This window comes from Stenotrophomonas sp. YJH_SMC_91, assembly GCF_059368495.1.
Genome location: NZ_JCAFRT010000006.1, coordinates 99,877 through 119,205 on the forward strand (window position 1 = coordinate 99,877; position 19,329 = coordinate 119,205).

Annotated in this window: 20 protein-coding genes; 12 read left to right on the forward strand and 8 right to left on the reverse strand. The window is 66.4% G+C overall.

Going from position 1 to position 19,329, the window contains the following annotated elements; translation table 11 throughout:
• Positions 1-6 precede the first annotated feature (6 nt).
• Genes AC5P5X_RS10075 through AC5P5X_RS10085 form a run of 3 tightly spaced genes read left to right on the forward strand, consistent with a single transcriptional unit; the run spans position 7 to position 3,084 of the window.
• Positions 7-1,092, forward strand: a complete 1,086-nt coding sequence (locus tag AC5P5X_RS10075) for a phytase (protein WP_032966030.1) — start codon at positions 7-9, stop codon at positions 1,090-1,092.
• Positions 1,093-1,106: 14 nt separating this feature from the next.
• Entirely contained in the window at positions 1,107-2,456 is a 1,350-nt protein-coding gene (locus AC5P5X_RS10080; RefSeq protein ID WP_194434588.1) for a purple acid phosphatase family protein, read from the forward strand.
• A gap of 13 nt (positions 2,457-2,469) precedes the next feature.
• Entirely contained in the window at positions 2,470-3,084 is a 615-nt protein-coding gene (locus AC5P5X_RS10085) for an inorganic diphosphatase (RefSeq protein WP_012479786.1), read from the forward strand.
• Positions 3,085-3,103: 19 nt separating this feature from the next.
• Here AC5P5X_RS10085 and AC5P5X_RS10090 read toward each other — a convergent pair whose 3' ends face one another.
• Complete coding sequence (locus AC5P5X_RS10090) at positions 3,104-3,688, reverse strand: hypothetical protein (protein ID WP_065183327.1); 585 nt, start codon at positions 3,686-3,688, stop codon at positions 3,104-3,106.
• A gap of 109 nt (positions 3,689-3,797) precedes the next feature.
• Between AC5P5X_RS10090 and AC5P5X_RS10095 the strand changes: the two genes are divergently transcribed.
• Together AC5P5X_RS10095 and AC5P5X_RS10100 are read left to right on the forward strand one after the other, a co-directional pair.
• Complete coding sequence (locus AC5P5X_RS10095) at positions 3,798-5,213, forward strand: cryptochrome/photolyase family protein (RefSeq protein WP_099497828.1); 1,416 nt, start codon at positions 3,798-3,800, stop codon at positions 5,211-5,213.
• A gap of 139 nt (positions 5,214-5,352) precedes the next feature.
• On the forward strand, positions 5,353-6,048 hold the full coding sequence (locus AC5P5X_RS10100) for a YiaD family glycine zipper/OmpA-like lipoprotein (RefSeq protein WP_005409106.1): 696 nt from the start codon (positions 5,353-5,355) through the stop codon (positions 6,046-6,048).
• A gap of 179 nt (positions 6,049-6,227) precedes the next feature.
• Here AC5P5X_RS10100 and AC5P5X_RS10105 read toward each other — a convergent pair whose 3' ends face one another.
• Positions 6,228-7,259, reverse strand: a complete 1,032-nt coding sequence (locus AC5P5X_RS10105) for a LysR family transcriptional regulator (RefSeq protein ID WP_005409107.1) — start codon at positions 7,257-7,259, stop codon at positions 6,228-6,230.
• 147 nt (positions 7,260-7,406) lie between these two features.
• Between AC5P5X_RS10105 and AC5P5X_RS10110 the strand changes: the two genes are divergently transcribed.
• The 6 genes from AC5P5X_RS10110 (at position 7,407) to AC5P5X_RS10135 (ending at position 15,234) form a co-directional block, all read left to right on the forward strand.
• On the forward strand, positions 7,407-7,634 hold the full coding sequence (locus AC5P5X_RS10110; RefSeq protein ID WP_005409108.1) for a hypothetical protein: 228 nt from the start codon (positions 7,407-7,409) through the stop codon (positions 7,632-7,634).
• Positions 7,631-8,401, forward strand: a complete 771-nt coding sequence (locus tag AC5P5X_RS10115) for an SDR family NAD(P)-dependent oxidoreductase (RefSeq protein ID WP_005409109.1) — start codon at positions 7,631-7,633, stop codon at positions 8,399-8,401. Before AC5P5X_RS10110 ends, AC5P5X_RS10115 begins: the two co-directional genes overlap by 4 nt.
• A gap of 91 nt (positions 8,402-8,492) precedes the next feature.
• Positions 8,493-9,716: an efflux RND transporter periplasmic adaptor subunit gene (locus AC5P5X_RS10120; RefSeq protein WP_111188923.1), complete on the forward strand. Its 1,224-nt coding sequence runs from the start codon at positions 8,493-8,495 to the stop codon at positions 9,714-9,716.
• A 127-nt stretch (positions 9,717-9,843) separates the two neighbouring features.
• Positions 9,844-13,017, forward strand: a complete 3,174-nt coding sequence (locus AC5P5X_RS10125; RefSeq protein WP_099497829.1) for an efflux RND transporter permease subunit — start codon at positions 9,844-9,846, stop codon at positions 13,015-13,017.
• 64 nt (positions 13,018-13,081) lie between these two features.
• A complete protein-coding gene (locus AC5P5X_RS10130) occupies positions 13,082-13,819 on the forward strand; it encodes an SDR family oxidoreductase (RefSeq protein WP_005409112.1) in 738 nt (245 codons plus the stop codon).
• Positions 13,813-15,234, forward strand: a complete 1,422-nt coding sequence (locus tag AC5P5X_RS10135; protein ID WP_099497830.1) for an efflux transporter outer membrane subunit — start codon at positions 13,813-13,815, stop codon at positions 15,232-15,234. The genes AC5P5X_RS10130 and AC5P5X_RS10135 overlap by 7 nt, the downstream gene beginning before the upstream one ends.
• 41 nt (positions 15,235-15,275) lie before the next feature.
• On the opposite strand, the gene AC5P5X_RS10140 is transcribed toward AC5P5X_RS10135, so the two are convergent.
• Positions 15,276-15,653, reverse strand: a complete 378-nt coding sequence (locus AC5P5X_RS10140) for a VOC family protein (RefSeq protein ID WP_099481065.1) — start codon at positions 15,651-15,653, stop codon at positions 15,276-15,278.
• A gap of 139 nt (positions 15,654-15,792) precedes the next feature.
• Here AC5P5X_RS10140 and AC5P5X_RS10145 point away from each other — a divergent pair, with 139 nt between their 5' ends.
• The gene (locus AC5P5X_RS10145; protein WP_005409115.1) at positions 15,793-16,056 is read left to right on the forward strand and encodes a hypothetical protein; all 264 of its coding nucleotides are present in this window, start codon (positions 15,793-15,795) and stop codon (positions 16,054-16,056) included.
• A 19-nt stretch (positions 16,057-16,075) separates the two neighbouring features.
• Here the strand turns inward: AC5P5X_RS10145 and AC5P5X_RS10150 are convergent, their stop codons facing one another.
• The 5 genes from AC5P5X_RS10150 to hchA form a co-directional block, all read right to left on the reverse strand.
• Positions 16,076-16,930, reverse strand: coding sequence for an endonuclease/exonuclease/phosphatase family protein (locus AC5P5X_RS10150; protein WP_032966628.1), 855 nt, complete (start codon positions 16,928-16,930; stop codon positions 16,076-16,078).
• A 138-nt stretch (positions 16,931-17,068) separates the two neighbouring features.
• A complete protein-coding gene (locus AC5P5X_RS10155; protein WP_258391076.1) occupies positions 17,069-17,296 on the reverse strand; it encodes a hypothetical protein in 228 nt (75 codons plus the stop codon).
• Between the two features lie 59 nt (positions 17,297-17,355).
• Complete coding sequence (locus AC5P5X_RS10160; RefSeq protein WP_024956430.1) at positions 17,356-17,592, reverse strand: hypothetical protein; 237 nt, start codon at positions 17,590-17,592, stop codon at positions 17,356-17,358.
• Positions 17,593-17,678: 86 nt separating this feature from the next.
• The gene (locus AC5P5X_RS10165; RefSeq protein WP_111188921.1) at positions 17,679-18,383 is read right to left on the reverse strand and encodes a PA1136 family autoinducer-binding transcriptional regulator; all 705 of its coding nucleotides are present in this window, start codon (positions 18,381-18,383) and stop codon (positions 17,679-17,681) included.
• A 5-nt stretch (positions 18,384-18,388) separates the two neighbouring features.
• Positions 18,389-19,261 (reverse strand): glyoxalase III HchA, encoded by an 873-nt coding sequence (gene hchA, locus AC5P5X_RS10170; RefSeq protein WP_111117866.1) that lies wholly within the window; start codon positions 19,259-19,261, stop codon positions 18,389-18,391.
• Positions 19,262-19,329 lie beyond the last annotated feature (68 nt).

Genomic DNA, 19,329 nt, shown 5'->3' on the forward strand with positions numbered 1-19,329 from the left:
GCCACCATGCTGGCCGTGACGTTGGTGGCCGGCTGCACGCCGGCCAACGGCAATGATCCGGCCGTGGCCAAGCCCGGGGCGAAGGCCACGAACGAGCGTGCGGTGACCACCATCGCCGAGGCATTCCTTTCACCGATGACGCCGGCTGACAACATCGATTCGCCTGCCGCCTGGCGTGCACCTGACGGAAAGCTCTGGCTGATCGCCACTGCCAAGGCCACCGACAAGCTGGTGGTCTACGACGGCAGCAGCGGCCAGCACCTGCGCGACGTAGGCAGCAGCGGCACCGCGCCAGGGCAGTTCGATCGCCCAAACGGCATCGCGGTGACCGACGATCTGCTGTGGATCGTGGAGCGCGACAATCACCGCGTGCAGGTGCTGAGCCTGCCGGACTTCACTCCACTGGCGACCTTCGCTGCGGACGATCTGCGCAAGCCGTACGGGCTGTGGGTCGACCGCCGTGCCGATGGCTACAGCGTCTACGTGACCGACTCCTGGGACAACGGCGAGGATGCACAGGGCCGTGACATCCTGCCGCCGCTGACCGAGCTGGACAAGCGCGTGCGCCAGTACCAGGTGACCCGCGATGGCGCGAAGGTCGAAGCGAAGCTTGTGGCCAGCATCGGTGATACCACTGAGGCGGGTGCCCTGCGCGTGGTCGAGTCGATCTGGGGCGACCCCGAGAACGATCGCCTGCTGATCGCCGAAGAGGACGAGGGCTACGCCAGCGAGTTCAAGGTCTACACGCTGGCCGGGCGTTTCACCGGCACCACCTTCGGCCGCGACGTGTTCAAGGCGCAGGCCGAAGGCGTAACCCTGCGCACCTGCGGCAAGGATGGTTGGTGGATCACCACCGAACAGGGCAAGCAGCGCAGCGTGTTCCACCTGTTCGACCGCCACACCCTGAAGCCGGTCGGCGCGTTCCAGGGCAATACCGTGGCCAACACCGATGGCATCTGGATGATGCAGCAGCCCAGCGCGCGCTTCCCGCACGGCGCGTTGTATGCGGTGCATGACGACCAGGGCGTGGTGGCGTTCGACTGGGAGAGCATCGCCAAGCAGTTGGCATTGCCGCTGGAGTGTGGTTCGTGAGCGGTCGTTGCCTGATGCGTACGTTGGCGCTGGGCCTGCTGCTGGCGGTGCCGTCGTTGTGCTTCGCGGCGGCTGAAGCGAACACCCAGGTGCCGCCGGGCAGCCGCCACTACGCAGCGACGACGGTGCCGGACCGCATTGTCGCTTCGCCGGCAGTCGATCCCGGCCATGGGTTCGCCGTGGCCTGGCGCACCGACGGCAGCGTGCAGGCGCCGCTGCTGGAAATTGCCCTTGCCGGTGATTCACCGGCCATCGAGGGCATCCGCCAGGTGCGCGCCACGACCCGCGCGCTGCAGACCGAGAACGGGCTGTCGCACCACCACCGCGCTGATGTCAGCGGCCTGCGGCCCGATACCCTGTACGTCTACCGCGTGCAGGGCAACGGCAGCTGGAGCGCCTGGAACCAGCTGCGCACGCTGGCTGCGCCCGACCAGCCGCTGACCCTGCTGTACTTTGGAGATACCCAGAACAAGAACGTGAGCCATGTCAGCCGCGTGGTGCGCGCCGCGCAGAAGGCCGCACCCGAGGCGCGCCTGAGCCTGTTCGCTGGCGATCTGGTCAGTGGGGGCGATGGTGCCGATGACAGCGAGTGGGGCGAATGGTTTGCCGCCGCCGGTTGGCTGGCGCAGGAAACCCTGGTCGCGCCGGCGATCGGCAACCACGAGTATGTCGAGGAGTTCGAGGACACTCCGCAGGAACGCCGCGTGCTGGGCAGGCACTGGCCGGTGACGTTCGCGCTGCCGGGCAATGGGGCATCCGCCGCACAGCAGACCAGCTACTGGTTCGATGCGCAGGGCGTGCGCGTCGCCGTGGTCGATGGCACGTCGGCACTCGACCTTGGCACGGCCAAGGCGCAGGCCCAGTGGCTGGACAAGGTACTGACCGGCAATCCGCAGCCGTGGACGCTCGTGCTGCTGCACCAGCCGTTCTATTCGCCGCGCGAAGGGCGCGAGAACGGCGCATTGCGTGACGTGCTGCTGCCGGTGGTTCGTCGCCACAACGTCGATCTGGTGCTGCAGGGCCACGATCACACCTATGGCCGCCGTGGTGAAGGACAGGCCGCGACGCCGCAGTATGTGGTGACCGTGGCGGGGCCGAAGCAGTACCGTCTCTCCGACGAGGCACGTAGGACGATGGATCCGGTGGCCGAGGACACCCAGCTGTTCCAGGTGTTGCACATCGATCCGCAGCACCTGCGCTATGAAGCCCGCACGGTGACCGGGCGACTCTACGATGCCTTCGAGCTGCGTCGCGACGCCAAGGGCGGCAAGCAGCGCACGGAGCTGACCGAAGGCCGCATCACGCCGCGTGACTGCCCGCGCGCGCAGACTGCCAAGGGCCGCGCCGATCGCTGCTGGGAATGAGGAGGAGATCCAGATGAAAACCGTACACCGTCTTGTCCCCATGGCTGCCATCGGCGGGGCCCTGCTCCTGCTCGCGACCGCGGTGGCCGCCGCCGATGGCGTGCTGCACCCGTTCCTGGTGGCGCAGCCGAAGCAGGCGCCGCAGGAAGTGAACCTGGCGGTGGAGATTCCGGCCGGCAGCTTCACCAAGTACGAGATCAAGGAGGACGGCCTGGTGCATGTGGATCGCTTCCAGTCGATGCCGGTCGCCTATCCGGCCAACTACGGTTCGATGCCGCGCACGTTGGCTGGCGACAACGATCCGCTGGACGCGCTGGTGCTGACCCGTGAACCCCTGCATCCGGGCGTGATCGTGCGCTTCCGGCCGATCGGCTACCTGAAGATGGTCGACGGCGGCGAGCACGACGAGAAGATCATCGGCGTGCCGACCGACAAGGTTGACCCGACCTACGCCAACATCCGCGACCTGGCCGATCTGCCGGAGATCGAACGACAGCGCATCGAAGCGTTCTTCCGGGTCTACAAGGACCTGCCGGCCGGGCGCAACCCGGTGCAGCTCAACGGTTGGGGCAACGCTGCCGAGGCGCGGACGCTGATCAGCGAAGCGATGAAGCGCTTCGAGAAATAGATCCACGCCATGGCTGGATTCAGTCCAGCAACGTCTCGATGAACAACTCGGCCTGCAGGCGGTCGCCCAGTACCCGGGCCACCGCCTGTACGGCTGCCTCCCGGTGTTCAGGACGGATGCCGCCATCGTCATCGTCGTTGTAGAGGTCATCGCCGGCATCGAGGTACACCGTGCCTGCAGCAGCCAGAGCCGCCATCAAGGTCGGCACATCGGCAGTGATCTCGCCGGCATCCAGCAGGCCGGCGCCGTGGTGGCTGAACAGCACACGGCCGTCGTCCAGGTCGAGGATGAACGGATCAGCGCCGCGATCGGCAATCACCAGCCAGTTCGATGGCCAGTCGTTGATCCGTTCGCCGCTGACGCCATGCCATCGATAGCCGGCCTGCTGGCTCCACAGGCGCTGCAGTGGCGGTATCCAGACATCAAGGCCGGGAACGGTGATGCCGGCGCGGCCAACCCTGGCATTGATCTCTTCGCCCAGCGGCCCGACCTGCGCGTAGAACGACGCCAGTGCCGTGGGCAGCGGGAACGGGCCCTGCCAGTCACGCTCGTGCTGCGCATGCAGCAGCCCGAAGCGGGCGAATGAGGCGTGCAGATCATCCATGTCAGAGTCCAACGGGTAGCGGCCGTGCAGCCTAGCAGACGGCGTCTGCGCGCATCCCCTTCACCACCGCTGGCTATCATGTGCGCCTTCCACAACGAAGGCAGTACCTGTGTCGGTAGCGTTGGTATGGTTCCGCCGTGATCTGCGGCTGCAGGACAATCCGGCCCTGCAGGCCGCGCTGGATGCCGGCCACGACGTGGTGCCGGTCTACATCCATGCGCCGCACGAAGAAGGTGAGTGGGCGCCGGGTGCCGCCTCCGATGCGTGGCGCCACCGTTCACTGGCCGCGCTGGATGCGGACCTGCGCACGCGCGGTTCCTCGCTGGTGCTGCGCAGTGGTGACAGCCTGCCGGCCCTGCAGTTGCTGATCGCGCAGACCGGCGCCGAGGCGGTGTACTGGAACCGCAAGTACGAACCGGCCACCCAGCCACGCGACGCCACCATCAAGCGCATGCTGCGCGAGCAGGGCATCGACGCGCAGAGCTGCAATGGCAGCCTGTTGTTCGAGCCTTGGGACATCGCCACCCAGCAGGGCCAGCCGTACAAGGTATTTACGCCGTACTGGCGCAATGTACTCAGTCATTGGCGCCTGCCGGCACTGCAGGCCGCACCGGAAGCACTGGCGCCGCACGCGGTCGACAGCCTGGCATTGGATGATCTCCAGCTGGCGCCGACGCTGGACTGGGATACCGGCTTCTGGGAGCACTGGCAGCCGGGCGAAGCCGGTGCGCTGGAAGCACTGTCCGTCTTTGAAGACGGTGCCCTGCGCGGGTATCGCGAGCAGCGTGACCTGCCGGACCGTGTCGGGACCTCGCGGCTGTCGCCGCACCTGCATTTCGGCGAAATCGCGCCCTGGCGGATTGCCCATGCGCTGGAAGGGCTGCGTAGCGCCGGCACCGACGCCGACATCGACGGCTACCTGCGCCAGCTGGGCTGGCGTGACTTCGCCTACCACCTGCTGCATCACTTCCCGAAGACGCCCACTGACAACCTCAACCCGCGTTTCGATCGCTTCCCATGGGCAACGCCCAGTGAGGCGCAGCTGCACGCCTGGCAGCGCGGCAACACCGGCGTGCCGATCGTCGATGCCGGCCTTCGCGAGCTGTGGCACACCGGCTACATGCACAACCGGGTGCGGATGATCGTGGCCAGTTACCTGTGCAAGCACCTGCGCGCGCACTGGCTGCATGGCGCACGCTGGTTCTGGGGCACCCTGGTCGATGCCGACCTGGCCAACAACACCATGGGCTGGCAGTGGGTGGCCGGGACCGGTGCCGATGCGGCACCGTACTTCCGTGTGTTCAACCCTGTGACCCAGGCCGAGAAGTTCGATCCGCAGGCACGGTACATCAGCCGCTGGGTGCCCGAACTGGCCGCGCTGCCGGTGAAGGCCCGGTTTGCGCCCTGGCAGCATCCGCTGCTGCTGGCGGCACATGCCCCGGGCTATCCGCGTACGCCGCTGGTGGACCTGGCCGCGGGCCGCGACGCCGCATTGGCGGCTTACCGCCAGTCGGGGGCGGGGTAAAGGGCGACCTGAGCGATCTGGTCAGTTAGCTGAACGCGGCCCTGTCGGTGTGCCCGATCATCATTCCGGCATCGCATCGGGCTGTTTATTCTCTTTGCGCCCGCAGGCCGCCGGCCGACCGGAAACCAAGGAGAACCTCATGATCCGCAACACCACCCGCAACGTCGCACTGGCCCTGATGAGCGCGGCCGTCCTGTCGGCCTGCGCCACCGGCGGCTCCTACGTACAGAGTGACCAGTACGGCAACCCCACCGAGCAGCAGAACCGCACCGGGCGCAACGCCCTGATCGGTACCGCCATCGGCGTGGCAGCCGGCCTGCTGACCGGCGACAGCGCCACCGAGCGCCGCCAGCATGCCCTGATCGGCGCCGGTATCGGTGCGCTCAGCGGCGCCGCCGTCGGCCAGTACCAGGATCGCCAGGAACGCGCACTGCGCGAGCGCACTGCCAACACCGGCATCGATGTGCAGCGCCAGGGCGACAACATCATGCTGAACCTGCCGGACGGCATCACTTTCGACTTCGGCAAGTCGACCCTGAAGCCGCAGTTCTACGGCGCGCTCAATGGCGTGGCAGGCACCCTGCGTGACTACAACCAGACCATGATCGAAGTGGTCGGCCACACCGACAGCATCGGCAGCGATGCGGTCAACAACCGCCTGTCGAAGGAACGTGCCGACTCGGTCGCGCAGTACCTGATCGGCCAGGGCGTGCAGAGCGTGCGCATCGAAACGCTGGGCGCCGGCAAGTCGTACCCGATTGCCGACAACAGCACCGACGCCGGCCGCGCCAAGAACCGCCGCGTCGAGATCCGGGTGATTCCGCTCAAGCAATAACGCGTAGCGTTACTGCTTGAGCCGGTCCGGCCATCGGCCGGAACGAAAATGCCGCCCTTGCAGGCGGCATTTTTGTGGGTGCCGAGCGTTGCTCGGCACGCCGATAGCGCATCCCTCTGTAAGCCATGCCGACCAAGGTCGGCAACTACCAGGAGATGGGTAGGCGCTCTTGTTGCAGGCTACGCCGCAGAAGCGGCCACCTTCTCCAGGATCCGCTTGCCGCTGCTTTCCAGAGCGGCGTCTTCCTTTTCCTTCTGCTGCTGCGCCAGCTTCGCACCCGGGCACTGCGCCAGCATGTAATTGGCGTCGAAGTTGAGCTTTTCGACCAGGAAGTCGACGAACGCACGCACCTTCGGCGAAACCAGGCGGCCGCCGGCGAACACGGCGTTGAAGTCCACTTCCGGGCCGGTCCAGCCGGCCAGCACGCGGCGCACCATGCCCGATTCAACGAACGGCTTGGCCATCACGTCGCCGGTCAGCAGCAGGCCTTCGCCACAGACCAATGCACCATTCAACGCAGACATGTCGTTGGCGGTCATCAGCGGGGTGACCGGGAAGTCACGCAGCTCGCCGCCGTTCTCGCCCAGCTGCCAGGTGAAGCGCGGCGAATTTCCGGTGTGGTACGGCTTGCGCATCGCCAGGATGCGATGGAACTGCAGCTCTTCCGGATGCAGCGGCTCGCCGTAGCGCTCGATGTAGGCCGGGCTGGCGAACACCTGCGTGCGCAGGCTGCCGAGCTTGCGTGCGACCAGGTTGGAATCGGGCAGGGCCCCCACGCGCAGCGCAAGGTCCGCTTCACCTGCAATCAGGTCCAGCTTCTCGTTGCCCATGTGCATGTCCAGGCGGATTTCCGGGTACTGCGCATGGAACTGGCCCAGCAGCGGGGCGATCCAGGTGATGCCGATCGAATAGGGCACGGTGAAGCGCAGCCAGCCGCGCGGGCCGGACTGCAGCTGGCTCACCGCGCTCTCGGCCTCTTCCAGTTCGCGCGCGATGCGCTGGCAATGTTCGTGGTAGATCGAACCGGCTTCGGTCAGGCCGAGGCGGCGCGTGGTCCGGTGCAGCAGGCGCGCGCCCAGGCGCGTTTCCAGCTCCTGCACTTTGCGGCTGACCGTGGTCTTGGGCAGGCCGAGCGATTTGGCAGCGGCAATGAAGCTGCCTTGCTCGACCACTTTGACGAAGATCAGCGTCTCGTTGAGATCGTGGGACATGGTCGGGGATCCTGGACGTCGGGGATGGGACAATCGTGACAGAACGATTGGACCGGGAGCGGGATGATTATTCCCCTTAATCAGGACTAATCAAGTAAAGGTTTGAGGTCTATCGTGGCGCCATTCGTTAATTGGAGCCCGTCCGCCATGAGCCTGCGCAACATTCTTGCCCGACTCCGGAACGCCGGCCAGAACACCCTGGACCTGGCGATGACCGTCGAAGCCCGTCCGAGTTCCTTGGTACACAAGGACTTTCGTGAGTTTACCGCGCCCATGCGTCAGCAGCGTGGCGGTGCCATCCGCCTGGCCCCTCACAAGGGTGACCGCCTGCGCCGAATCGGGACTATCCCGGATTTGGGAGGAAATGTCCCGTGAATGGGATGCTGACGCCTGAAGTCCTGGTCCTGGGCGGCACCGGTGCCGTCGGCCAGGGTGTGGTTGGCGCGCTGCTGGAGGCCGGCAGCCCGGTACTGGTTGTCGGCCGCGATCCGGGCCGGCTGGCGGCGCTGCACGAGCAGTTCGCTGACGAGCCGGGCCTGGAGACGCTGCTGGGGTCGCTCAGCGACGACGGATCGGCGCGCGCGCTGGCCGAACGCATCGCGCAGCGCCCGCGCCCGTTGGCGGCGGTGATCGCCGCAATGGGTGGACCGTACCGCCGCGGTCGCGTGGTCGACCGCAACGGTGACGAACTGATGGGCGCGATGCAGGCCGATCTGATGCCGCACGTGCACGCGGTGCGTCACCTGCTGCCGCTGCTGCAGGACAACGTGCATGCGCGCCGCTACGTGATGATCGGCAGCCCGGCCAACGCCAAACCATGGGCGGGCTACGGCGAGACCTCGATCACCACCGCCGCGCTGCGCATGTACGCGCAGGTCGTGCACCAGGAAGCGCAGGCGCTGGGCGTGCGCGCGCAGATGCTGGAAGTCTGCAGCCCGGTGTGCACCCCGGCCAATGCGGCCAATGCCTGCATCGAGTGGCCCAGCTCGCTGTTGGTGGGTCGTCGCGTTGTGTCGCTGCTGGATGGTTGCCGCGACAACCGTGCCATCGTCCGCTGTGACAGCAGCGATGCCGAACTGCCGCGTGGCCTGCTGCACCTGGAAGTTCCCCCTTTGTGGCGCGATACCGCAGGCGTCGCTTGACCTCGACCATGGTTGAGGTCGCAGTATGCGGCGCCGATTTTTGCAACACGTTCTCATCTAGCTGTACCACCCCTCCGTACGGATGCATGCCATGACTTCCCCCAATACCACCCCACATCGTTTCGGCCATCGCATCGCGATGGTCGGCGTGTCGATCCTCGCCGCGGCCGTGCTGGCGGCCTGCAGCGGCGGCCATGCCGAAGAAGCCGGTGCACCGCCTCCGCCGCAGGTCAGCGCAGCGCCGGTGCTGGTCAAGCAGGTCAGCCAGTGGGACGAATTCAGCGGCCGCGTCGAAGCGGTACAGAGCGTTGAACTGCGTCCGCGCGTGTCCGGCTACATCGACAAGGTCAACTACGTCGAAGGCCAGGAAGTGAAGAAGGGCGAAGTGCTCTTCACCATCGACGCGCGCAGCTACCAGGCCGAGTACGATCGCGCTGCCGCAGAACTGGCCCGTGCCCGCACCCAGGCTACGCTGGCCCGCAGCGAGTCCGAGCGTGCCAAGCGCCTGTCCGAGCAGCAGGCGATCTCCACCGAGACCGCTGAACAGCGTCGCGCGGCGGCCGACCAGTCCGGTGCCGCTGTGCAGGCCGCGCAGGCGGCGCTGGATGCCGCCCGCCTCAACCTGGAGTTCACCAAGGTGCGTGCACCGATCGACGGCCGTGCCGGCCGGGCGATGGTCACCGCTGGCAATCTGGTCACCGCCGGCGACAGCGCCAGCGTGCTGACCACGCTGGTCTCGCTGGACACGGTGTTCGTCTACTTCGATGCCGACGAAAGCACCTTCCTGCGCTACGCCCAGATGGCACGCAAGGGCGAGCGCCCGAGCGAGCGTGACAGCGAGCTGCCGGTGAAGGTCGGCCTGTCCGGTGAGGAGGGTTACCCGCACTCGGGCAAGGTCGACTTCCTCGACAACCAGGTCGCCCGCAGCACCGGCACCATCCGCGTCCGCGCACTGCTGGACAACGCCGACCGCCAGTTCACCCCGGGCCTGTTCGCCCGCGTGCAGCTGCTCGGCAGCGGCCAGTTCCAGGCCCTGCTGATCGACGACAAGGCCGTGCTGACCGACCAGGACCGCAAGTATGTCTACGTGGTCGACAAGGATGGCAAGGCCCAGCGCCGCGACATCCAGCTCGGTCGCACCGCCGACGGCCTGCGCATTGTCGAACACGGCCTGGCCGCGGGCGACAAGGTGATCATCGACGGCGTGCAGAAGGTCTTCATGCCGGGCATGCCGGTGCAGGCCAAGGCGGTGGCGATGGAGCCACAGGCCGCGCCGGCACCGGGCCGCGATGCCACCGCCGCCCTGAAGTACTGATCCGCCGTCTCCTGATCCGAGTTTCCGCTTAGCTGCCGGCGCCAGCGGCAGCCTTCCCTGCCTTCGTCATTTCGGCGAGGGGCAGGGTGGCTGTTGCCCGCCGAATGCCTTTCCCAGGAATTCCTCCATGGACTTTTCCCGTTTCTTCATCGACAGGCCGATCTTCGCGGCGGTGCTGTCGATCGTGATCTTCGCCGCCGGCCTGATCACGATTCCAATTCTGCCGATCAGCGAGTACCCGGAAGTGGTGCCGCCGTCGGTGGTCGTGCGCACGGTCTATCCGGGCGCCAACCCCAAGGTCATTGCCGAGACCGTCGCCACGCCGCTTGAAGAAGCCATCAACGGCGTCGAAGGCATGATGTACCTGAAGTCGGTCGCCGGTTCCGACGGCGTGCTGCAGATGACCGTCACCTTCCGCCCGGGCACCGACCCGGACGCGGCGGCGGTGAAGGTGCAGAACCGTGTGGCGCAGGCGCAGGCGCGCCTGCCCGAGGACGTGCGCCGGCAGGGCGTGACCACGCAGAAGCAGTCGCCGACCTTCCTGATGGTGGTGCACCTGACCTCGCCGCAAGGCAAGTACGACACCCTGTACCTGCGCAACTACGCACGCCTGCACGTCAAGGATGCGCTGGCGCGTATTCCGGGCGTGGGTGACGCGCAGATCTTCGGTGGTGGCGACTACGCCATGCGCGCCTGGCTGGACCCGGACAAGGTGGCCTCGCGCGGCCTGACCGCCAGCGACGTGGTGCGCGCCATGCGCGAGCAGAACGTGCAGGTGTCGGCCGGCCAGCTCGGCGCCGAACCGCTGCCGGACAGCAAGTTCCTGACCCTGATCAATGCCCAGGGCCGGCTGAAGACCGAAAAGGAATTCGGCGACATCGTGCTCAAGAGCGGCACCGATGGCGAGATCGTGCGCCTGTCCGACGTGGCCCGTCTGGAGCTGGGTGCGGGTGACTACACCCTGCGCTCGCAGCTGGACGGCAAGAACGCGGTCGGTATCGGCATCTTCCAGTCGCCGGGTGCGAACGCGCTGGAAATCCGTGACCAGGTCATCTCGACGATGGACGAGATGCAGAAGACCATGCCGGCCGACGTGAAGTACGAAGCGGTGTATGACACCACCATCTTCGTGCGCGACTCGATCAAGGCCGTGGTCTCCACGCTGCTGGAAGCGATCGCGCTGGTGGTGCTGGTGGTGATCCTGTTCCTGCAGACCTGGCGTGCCTCGATCATCCCGTTGATCGCCGTGCCTGTGTCGGTGGTGGGTACCTTCGCCGCGCTGTACCTGCTGGGCTTCTCGATCAATACGCTGAGCCTGTTCGGCCTGGTGCTGGCGATCGGCATCGTGGTCGACGACGCGATCGTGGTGGTGGAGAACGTCGAGCGCAACATCGAGGAAGGCCTGTCGCCCACCGCCGCGGCCCACCAGGCCATGCGCGAAGTGTCCGGCCCGATCGTGGCGATCGCGCTGGTGCTGTGTGCCGTGTTCGTGCCGATGGCGTTCCTGTCCGGTGTCACCGGCCAGTTCTACAAGCAGTTCGCGGTCACCATCGCCATCTCCACGGTGATCTCGGCGATCAACTCGCTGACCCTGTCGCCGGCCCTGGCCGCGCGCCTGCTGAAGGCCCACGGCGCACCGAAGGATGGCCCGAGCCGCCTGATCGACCGCCTGTTCGGCTGGGTGTTCCGCCCGTTCAACCGCTTCTTCAAGTCCAGCTCGGAGAAGTACGAGCGTGGCGTGGCCCGCATCCTCGGCCGTCGTGGCGCGGTGTTCGTGGTCTACGCGATCCTGCTGGTCGGTACCGGCGTGATCTTCAAGCTGGTGCCGCCGGGCTTCATCCCGACCCAGGACAAGCTGTACCTGATCGCCGGCGTGAAGCTGCCGGAAGGTTCGTCGATCGCGCGTACCGATGAAATGCTGCGCAAGGTGGCCAAGATCGCCCAGGAAACCGATGGCGTGGCCCACACCATCTCGTTCCCGGGCCTGAACGCGCTGCAGTTCACCAATACGCCCAATACCGGTGTGGCGTTCATTCCGCTCAAGCCCTTCGCCGAGCGTCATGGCCGTACCGCTGCGCAGATCAATGCCGAGATCAACCAGAAGATCGCCGGCCTGCAGGAAGGCTTCGCCTTCGCGATGATGCCGCCGCCGATCCTCGGCCTGGGCAACGGCAACGGCTATCAGATGTTCATCGAGGACCGCGGCAACCTGGGCTACGGCGCGCTGCAGAATGCGGTGCAGGCGATGCAGGGCACCGTGGCGCAGACGCCGGGCATGGCCTTCCCGATTTCCAGCTACCAGGCCAACGTGCCGCAGCTGGATGCCGAGGTCGACCGCGTCAAGGCCAAGGCACAGGGCGTGCAGCTCACCGAACTGTTCGACACCCTGCAGACCTACCTGGGTTCGGCCTACGTCAACGACTTCAACCAGTTCGGCCGTACCTGGCAGGTGATCGCCCAGGCAGACGGTCCGTTCCGCGAGACGGTCGAGGACATCGGCAAGCTGCGTACCCGCAACGACCGCGGCGAGATGGTGCCGATCGGTTCGATGGTCACCATCAAGCAGACCTTCGGCCCGGACCCGGTGCTGCGCTTCAATGGTTACCCGGCAGCGGACCTGGCCGGTGAAGCCGACCCGCGCCTGCTGTCCTCGGCCGAGGCGATGACCAAGCTGACCGAGATCGCCGGCAAGGTGCTGCCGGTGGGCATGACCACCGAATGGACCGACCTGAGCTACCAGCAGGCGACCCAGGGCAAAGCCGCCTTCATCGTGTTCCCGGTGGCGATCATGCTGGCCTTCCTGGTGCTGGCCGCGCTGTACGAGAGCTGGTCGCTGCCGCTGGCGGTGATCCTGATCGTGCCGATGACCCTGCTGTCCGCGCTGTTCGGCGTCTGGCTGACCGGCGGTGACAACAACGTGTTCGTGCAGGTCGGCCTGGTGGTGCTGATGGGCCTGGCGTGCAAGAACGCGATCCTGATCGTCGAGTTCGCCAGAGAACTGGAGATGGGCGGCAAGGGAATCGTTGAAGCTGCGCTGGAAGCCTGCCGCCTGCGCCTGCGCCCGATCGTGATGACCTCCATCGCGTTCATCGCCGGCACCGTGCCGCTGGTGCTGTCGCACGGTGCAGGTGCCGAAGTGCGCTCGGTGACCGGTATCACCGTGTTCGCCGGCATGCTGGGCGTGACCCTGTTCGGCCTGTTCCTCACCCCGGTGTTCTACGTGGCCCTGCGCAAGTTCGTCACCCGCAACGGTGGTGGCCAGCTGGTGCAGCACGGCGAGCCGACCATCCACCACCACTGACATGGAACCCCGTCGCCGCCGGTCAATGGCCGGCGGCGGCTTCCCCCTCACAAGGCATGCATCCATGAATACCCATCAGAACAAGATCGCGCTGGTCACCGGCGCCACCCGTGGCATCGGCCTGGAAACCGTGCGCCAGCTGGCCCAGGCGGGCGTGCACACGCTGCTGGCCGGTCGCAAGCGTGAGACCGCCGTTGAGCTGGCGCTGAAGCTGCAGGCTGAAGGCCTGCCGGTTGAAGCCCTGCAACTGGACGTGACCGACGCGGCCAGCATCGCCGAAGCGGTCGAGCAGGTACGCCAGCGCCATGGCCGCCTCGACATCCTGGTCAACAATGCCGGCATCATGATCGAGAATCCCGCGCAGGCGCCGTCGGAGCAATCGCTCGAGACCTGGAAGCGCACCTTCGACACCAACGTGTATGCGCTGGTGGCGGTCACCCAGGCCTTCCTGCCGCTGGTCAAGCAGGCCAAGTCCGGCCGCATCGTCAATGTGTCCAGCATGCTCGGCTCGCAGACCCTGCACGCGGATCCCTCCTCGGGCATCTATGACTTCAAGATTCCGGCGTACAACGCCTCCAAGGCCGCGGTGAACAGCTGGACCCTGAGCCTGGCCTACGAACTGCGCAACACGCCGATCAAGGTCAATACCGTGCATCCGGGTTACGTCAAGACCGACATGAACGGCGGCAACGGCGAGATCGAAATCAGCGAAGGGGCGCGGTCCAGCGTGGAAATGGCACTCATCGGTGAATCCGGTGCCAGCGGCAGCTTCACCTACCTGGGTGAGGTGCTGCCATGGTGATCCGCACGTTGGCGATGGCCGTCTCCAGCCTGGTGCTGGCGGGCTGTGTCAGCGTCGGCCCGAACTACAAGGCGCCGGTGCAGGAACCGGTGGTGCTGCAGGCGGCGCAGCAGCCGGTGTTCAGCACTACCTCGCCGGTGGCCAGCTGGTGGGCGCAGTTCGATGATCCGGTGCTGGAAGAACTGGTGCACGGCGCACTGTCGGACAACCTGGACCTGCGCGTGGCCGTGGCCCGCGTCAGCCAGGCCCGTGCGGTGTTCGTCGAAAGCCGTTTCGACCAGGCCCCGCACATCACCGCGGGCGGCAGCTACGACCGCCGCAAGCAACCCGATCCGCAGCTGGGTGGGCAGCGGGTGTTCAGTGAAAGCTACCAGCTAGGCTTCGATGCCGGCTGGGAGCTGGATCTGTTCGGCCGCAAGCGCCGTGCAGCAGAAGCCGCGCGCGCCGACCTGGACGCCGAGCAGGCCAACCTGGCCGATGCGCAGGTACTGGTCGCCGCCGAAGTGGCACGCAACTACTTCGAGCTGCGCGGTACGCAGAAGCGCATCGCGGTGGCCCAGCACACCCTGGTCAACCTGCGCGATACGCAGAAGCTGACCGAGGCGCGCTGGGAGCTGGGCGCCGGCAGCGAGCTGGACGTGCAGAGCAGTCGCGCCCGGCTGAAGGCGATCGAGGCCGATATCCCGCTGCTGGAAGTGGCCGAAACGCAGTCGCGCAATCGCCTGGCGGTTCTGCTGGGCCAGCGTCCGGAAACGCTGACCGCCATGCTTGCGCCGCACGACGTGCCGGCATTTGCCAAGGCGCTGCCGCTGGGCGATACCCGCGAGCTGCTGCGCCAACGCGCCGACGTGCGCGTGGCCGAGCGTCGCCTGGCCGCTGCCACCGCGCGGGTGGGCGTGGCCACTGCGGACCTGTTCCCGCGGCTGTCACTGTCCGGTTTCGTCGGCTTCCTTGGCGGCGACGCCAGTGGCCTGGTCAATGGCAACAACAAGGCCTGGTCGCTGACGCCGTCGCTGAGCTGGGCCGCGTTCGACTTCGGCACCGTGCGTGCACGCCTGCGTGCCAGCAAGGCTGAAGCCGAGGGCGTGGCGGCGCAGTATGAGCAGGCCGTGCTGCTGGCGCTGGAAGACACCGAGAACGCGCTGACCCGCTATTCCAAGCAGCAGGCGCGGCTGGCGATCGTGGTCGAGCAGGCGCAGGCGGCACGCCGGGCTGAGTCGCTGGCGCAGATCCGCTACCGCGAGGGCTCGGAAGACTTTCTGACCCTGCTGGATGCGCAGCGCACGCAGCTGGCGGCCGACGATGCGTTGGCGGCGGCTGAGTCCGAGGTCAATGTCAGCGTGGTGGGCGTGTACAAGGCACTGGGTGGCTGGGGGCAATCACCGCAGCCGCCGAGCGTGGCGCAGGTGCAGTAACCGTAGGGGACGGAAGCAGTGGCTTCCGTCCCTTTCTTCTGTCAGGGCCAGTGATTGGCCGGTGTGTCGCGCTCGCGCATGCTCACGATGCAGAAGCGATGGCCGGTGGGTGCTTCCATCACCCACCAGCGTTTGACGAAGCCGATCCGGCGCGCGCCGAGTTTTTCCAGTCGATCTGCCTCGGCATCGATGTCGTCGCTCTCGATGTCCAGGTGCACCCGTGAGGGGTGAGCGACACGTTGCACTTCCACGTTCAGGCCTGCGGGTGCGCCCTGCAGGTCGGCGTACTCGGCGCCATCTTCGCCATACGATGGCTGCGCCTGCAGACCGAGGGCGGCCGCCCAGAAGCGTGCGCCTTCGTCAGCGGGCGTGTCCTGGCAGTCGATGATGAATCCGGCCAGACGGCTCTGGTGCGCCATGACGTCCTCCGCAGATTGGGAATGGAGGAAGGGTAGCGCGTCGCGTGCTGTGGACGTTGTCACAGTCATGACGTTTCTGACTCTGCCAGAACCGGGGCCTGCGGTGTAACTAGTGGGGCAGATTCCGGGAGGGATGGCGATGAGCGACGACAAACGTGATACCCAGCGCATGCTGTTTGGTGATCCGGGACCGCCTGGCGCAGGGCTGTCGGTAGCGGTCGTAGTGCTGATGGTGTTGGCTACCATGGCGGCTGCGATCGGCTTCATGCGCCTGCCGGACCAGATGCTGGGGCTGGGCCTGATCGGCATCTCCGTGTTTCTGGCGGTCGGCGCCCGCATCTGCCAGGCACGCAACCAGCATCAGGCGCTGTACCGGCTGATGTCGCGACAGCCTCCGCCGTAGCTGCGGCTGCCGTACAGGTTCAGTGCTTCGGCCAGTCCAGCTCGACCACCAGCGGGAAATGATCCGACGGCAGCACGCCATCGATGCGACGGTCATCGGTCAGGAAGCTGCGTGCATGGAAGCCACGCACCAGCACCCAGTCCAGCTGCACGGTGGCCTTGCCGGTGAAATCGTGGAAGGTCAGGCGTGGCCCCTGCGGAACCTTCACCTGGGTACGGGTGTCCTGCAGCAGGCGGGTGAATGCCTTGTAGGTGTCACCACCGGGCTCGCTGTTGAAGTCACCCGTCAGGACCACCGGCAGATCGGCCGGCAGGGCTTCCACGCGCTTGCCGATCAGCTCGGCACCCTTCACCCGGCGCGGTTCATCCTCGTCGCGGTAGGGCAGGTGGGTATTCATGAAATAGAAACGACGGCCATCGTCCAGGCGGCGGAACAGGGCCCAGGTGACCATGCGCGGGTACAGGTTGCCCCAGGTGATGCTGCCGGGTGCGTCGGGTGTATCGGACAACCAGAAGTTGCCGGACTCCTCGATGGCCAGCACCTTGCTGTCGTAGAACACGCCCATGTGTTCGTCACCGCTGCCACCACGGCGGCCTTCGCCGAACCAGCGGTAGCCGGGCAGGTGTTCGGACAGGTAGTCGGCCTGCTCCTTCACCAGTTCCTGGGTGCCGATCACAGCCGGGTGCGCATCGAGGATGACCTTGACCATGGCATCGCGGCGGTCGGGCCAGCGCTTGCCCGGTTCGGTATCGGCCGGGGTGCGTACGTTGAAGGACATTACTTTCAGTGGCGCCGGTGCAGCAGCCCAGGCGACGGCAGGCAGCGCAAGCACCAGCAGCGCACACAGCGCGGGGCGACGGAAACGCGACAACATCGTGGAATCCCTCCATTCCATGAAAACGGTTTCATGAAGCATGCCATGGAAGGCGAGGGCAGCGGTATGCCGGGATGGGCGACTGGGAGATGCCGGACGGGCGCTGGACGCTCCGCCCGGCAGATGCCCCTTGCCCGATCAGGGGTCGTAGATCATCCCGTTCTCGTCGCGGTTGTAGTGGTCGCTGACTACGCGGGTGCCGTCGTCATGGACCACGTACAACGTGCAACGATGGTGGAACACGTTGCCGCTGATGCGGAAGGGCACGCACTCCTCCTGCAGGCCGACCTCTTCGGCTGCATTCGCCGGCGGCGAGGGCACCAGGGCAGCAAGTGCAACTACTGCAGCGAAAGAAAAAGCGGTCATTCGGTTGTGCAGCGTCATTGATCACACTCCTTGGAGTCGTAGTCGGTGTCCGATGCAGATCAGTCTGCCGGGAGGTACCACTGACCGTTCTCGTCTATCCAGTACACCGACGTGAGAACGGTGCCGTCTGCCAGAGTGCGGGTGACGGTGCAGCGCTGATGCACGAGGTTGGGCCCAAGTCTTACGGGCACGCAATCGGTCGTCGATCCGGGGGACCCGGCCGCGTGGCCGGTTGCCGGTACCACACTACCCAATGCCAACATCAATGCGGCCATCGCGGCCAGTTGCAGTTTCATAAGCATCATCCTTGCTTCTGCAATCGCGCACATGCGCATGGCGTGTGTAACACGCGAACCAGGCCGCCGGAAGTGTCTTGCCCGGATCAGTCTTCGATCTCGCCGCGACGGCTGGCAGCACGCACTGCCTGCGCGGTGGTCGCCACACCCAGCCGTTGCCGCGCGTGGCGCAGGTGGTTCTCCACGGTGCGCGTGGAAAGCCCAAGCGTGGCCGCGATCTCAGCTTGGCGACGGCCAGCGGCGACCCAGCGCAGCACTTCGCGCTCGCGGTTGCTCAGTGCGCTTCCCGAAAGCTCGGCAGGCGATTCGGCCCGATGGCGAGCGGCACGGAATGCTGCAGCTGCAGCAGCTTCCAGCTGCAGGCGCGCGCTGGCCGATGCATCGATCGCTGTCCCGGCAAAACTGATCGCGCCTTCCAGGCCGGTGGTGCCGAACACCGGCACCTGCAGACCGTGCAGGCCTTCACCACGTGGCTGCTTCACCACCTGATAGCGTTCGCCGCGAACACCCTGGCGCTTGCTCCAGAAGAACGGCGCGTCACTGTCCAGTACGTGGCGATTGACCGGGCAGGCGTGCAGGTAGCGCGCGAGGTCGGTACTGCTGCCGTCGCCGAACCAGTCGCCCTCGATCCAGTACACGCGCTGTGTACCGCGCTCCAACCCCGTGCCGGTGGCGAACACCAGCACGCGGTCGTAGCCGAGCGGTGCAGAGATGCTGCGTAGTACGGCGCCCACCGCACTCAGTGAGCGGGCGCGTTCCAGTTCCAGCAACGCCTGCACCAGTTCGCTCATCCGGGTCAGCGGCTGGCCAGGGCGTCGAGCAGCGTGCGTGCGGCCAGCTTGCCCAGCGCATTACCGGCCAGCGGGCTGTCGCCGGTCAGCAGCAGGCGATCCTGCAGCACGCTGCCATCGATGCCGTCATTGACGATCTGCACGCCCTGCTGCGCCAGGCGCTCACCGAAGAACCACGGGAGCTGCCCGGGCATGTAGCCGATCTCCGGCGTCTGCCGGTCCATCGCATCGGGGAAGGCACAGATGCGGTAGCCGCGGAACAGCGAACCACCATCGGCCTCGTCAACGCCTGCGGCCAGCAATGCGGCCGGGCCGTGGCAAAGGGTGATGATGTGACGTTGCTCGGCCATCGCCCAGTGCAGGGCCGCCTTTACCGCGCGACTCTGCGGCAGTCCGATAAGTGCGCCATGGCCACCGGGGATGAACACGGCTGCATAATCCGATGCGGCATCGAGGCCTGCCACCACCTCATCCAACGGCAGTGGCTGGCGGAAGCGGGCTTCGTAGCGGTCGTACAGTCCGCCGATCTCCGTGTCCTCACGCGGGAACGCCCACCACTCGAACTTGGCGGCGTTGCCGGACAGCGTGGCCACATCGATGTCGAAGCCGGCCTTGTCCAGATGGTACATCGGCAGCAGGGTTTCCACCGGATGGTTGCCGGTGGAGAACAGGTGGCCGTTGGCAGTGGGCAGATAGCGCTCGTCCGCAGCGATCATCAGCACCTTCCAGCGGCCATCGCGGCGCGCGTCGGGATAGTCGGCACCGGACAGGTTGCTCTTGGGCGATGTGAACTGCGACAGCGAGTAGGGCGACGGGAAGAAGGCGTCGCGCTCGGCCGGGTCGGGGCTGGGCTGGCGGCTGGGCTCTTGCGTGTTCATGCGGACCTCCAGTGGGGTGGTGGGATCCAGCATAGAAGGGCTGATGCGTACAGGCGATGAGGGTTTTC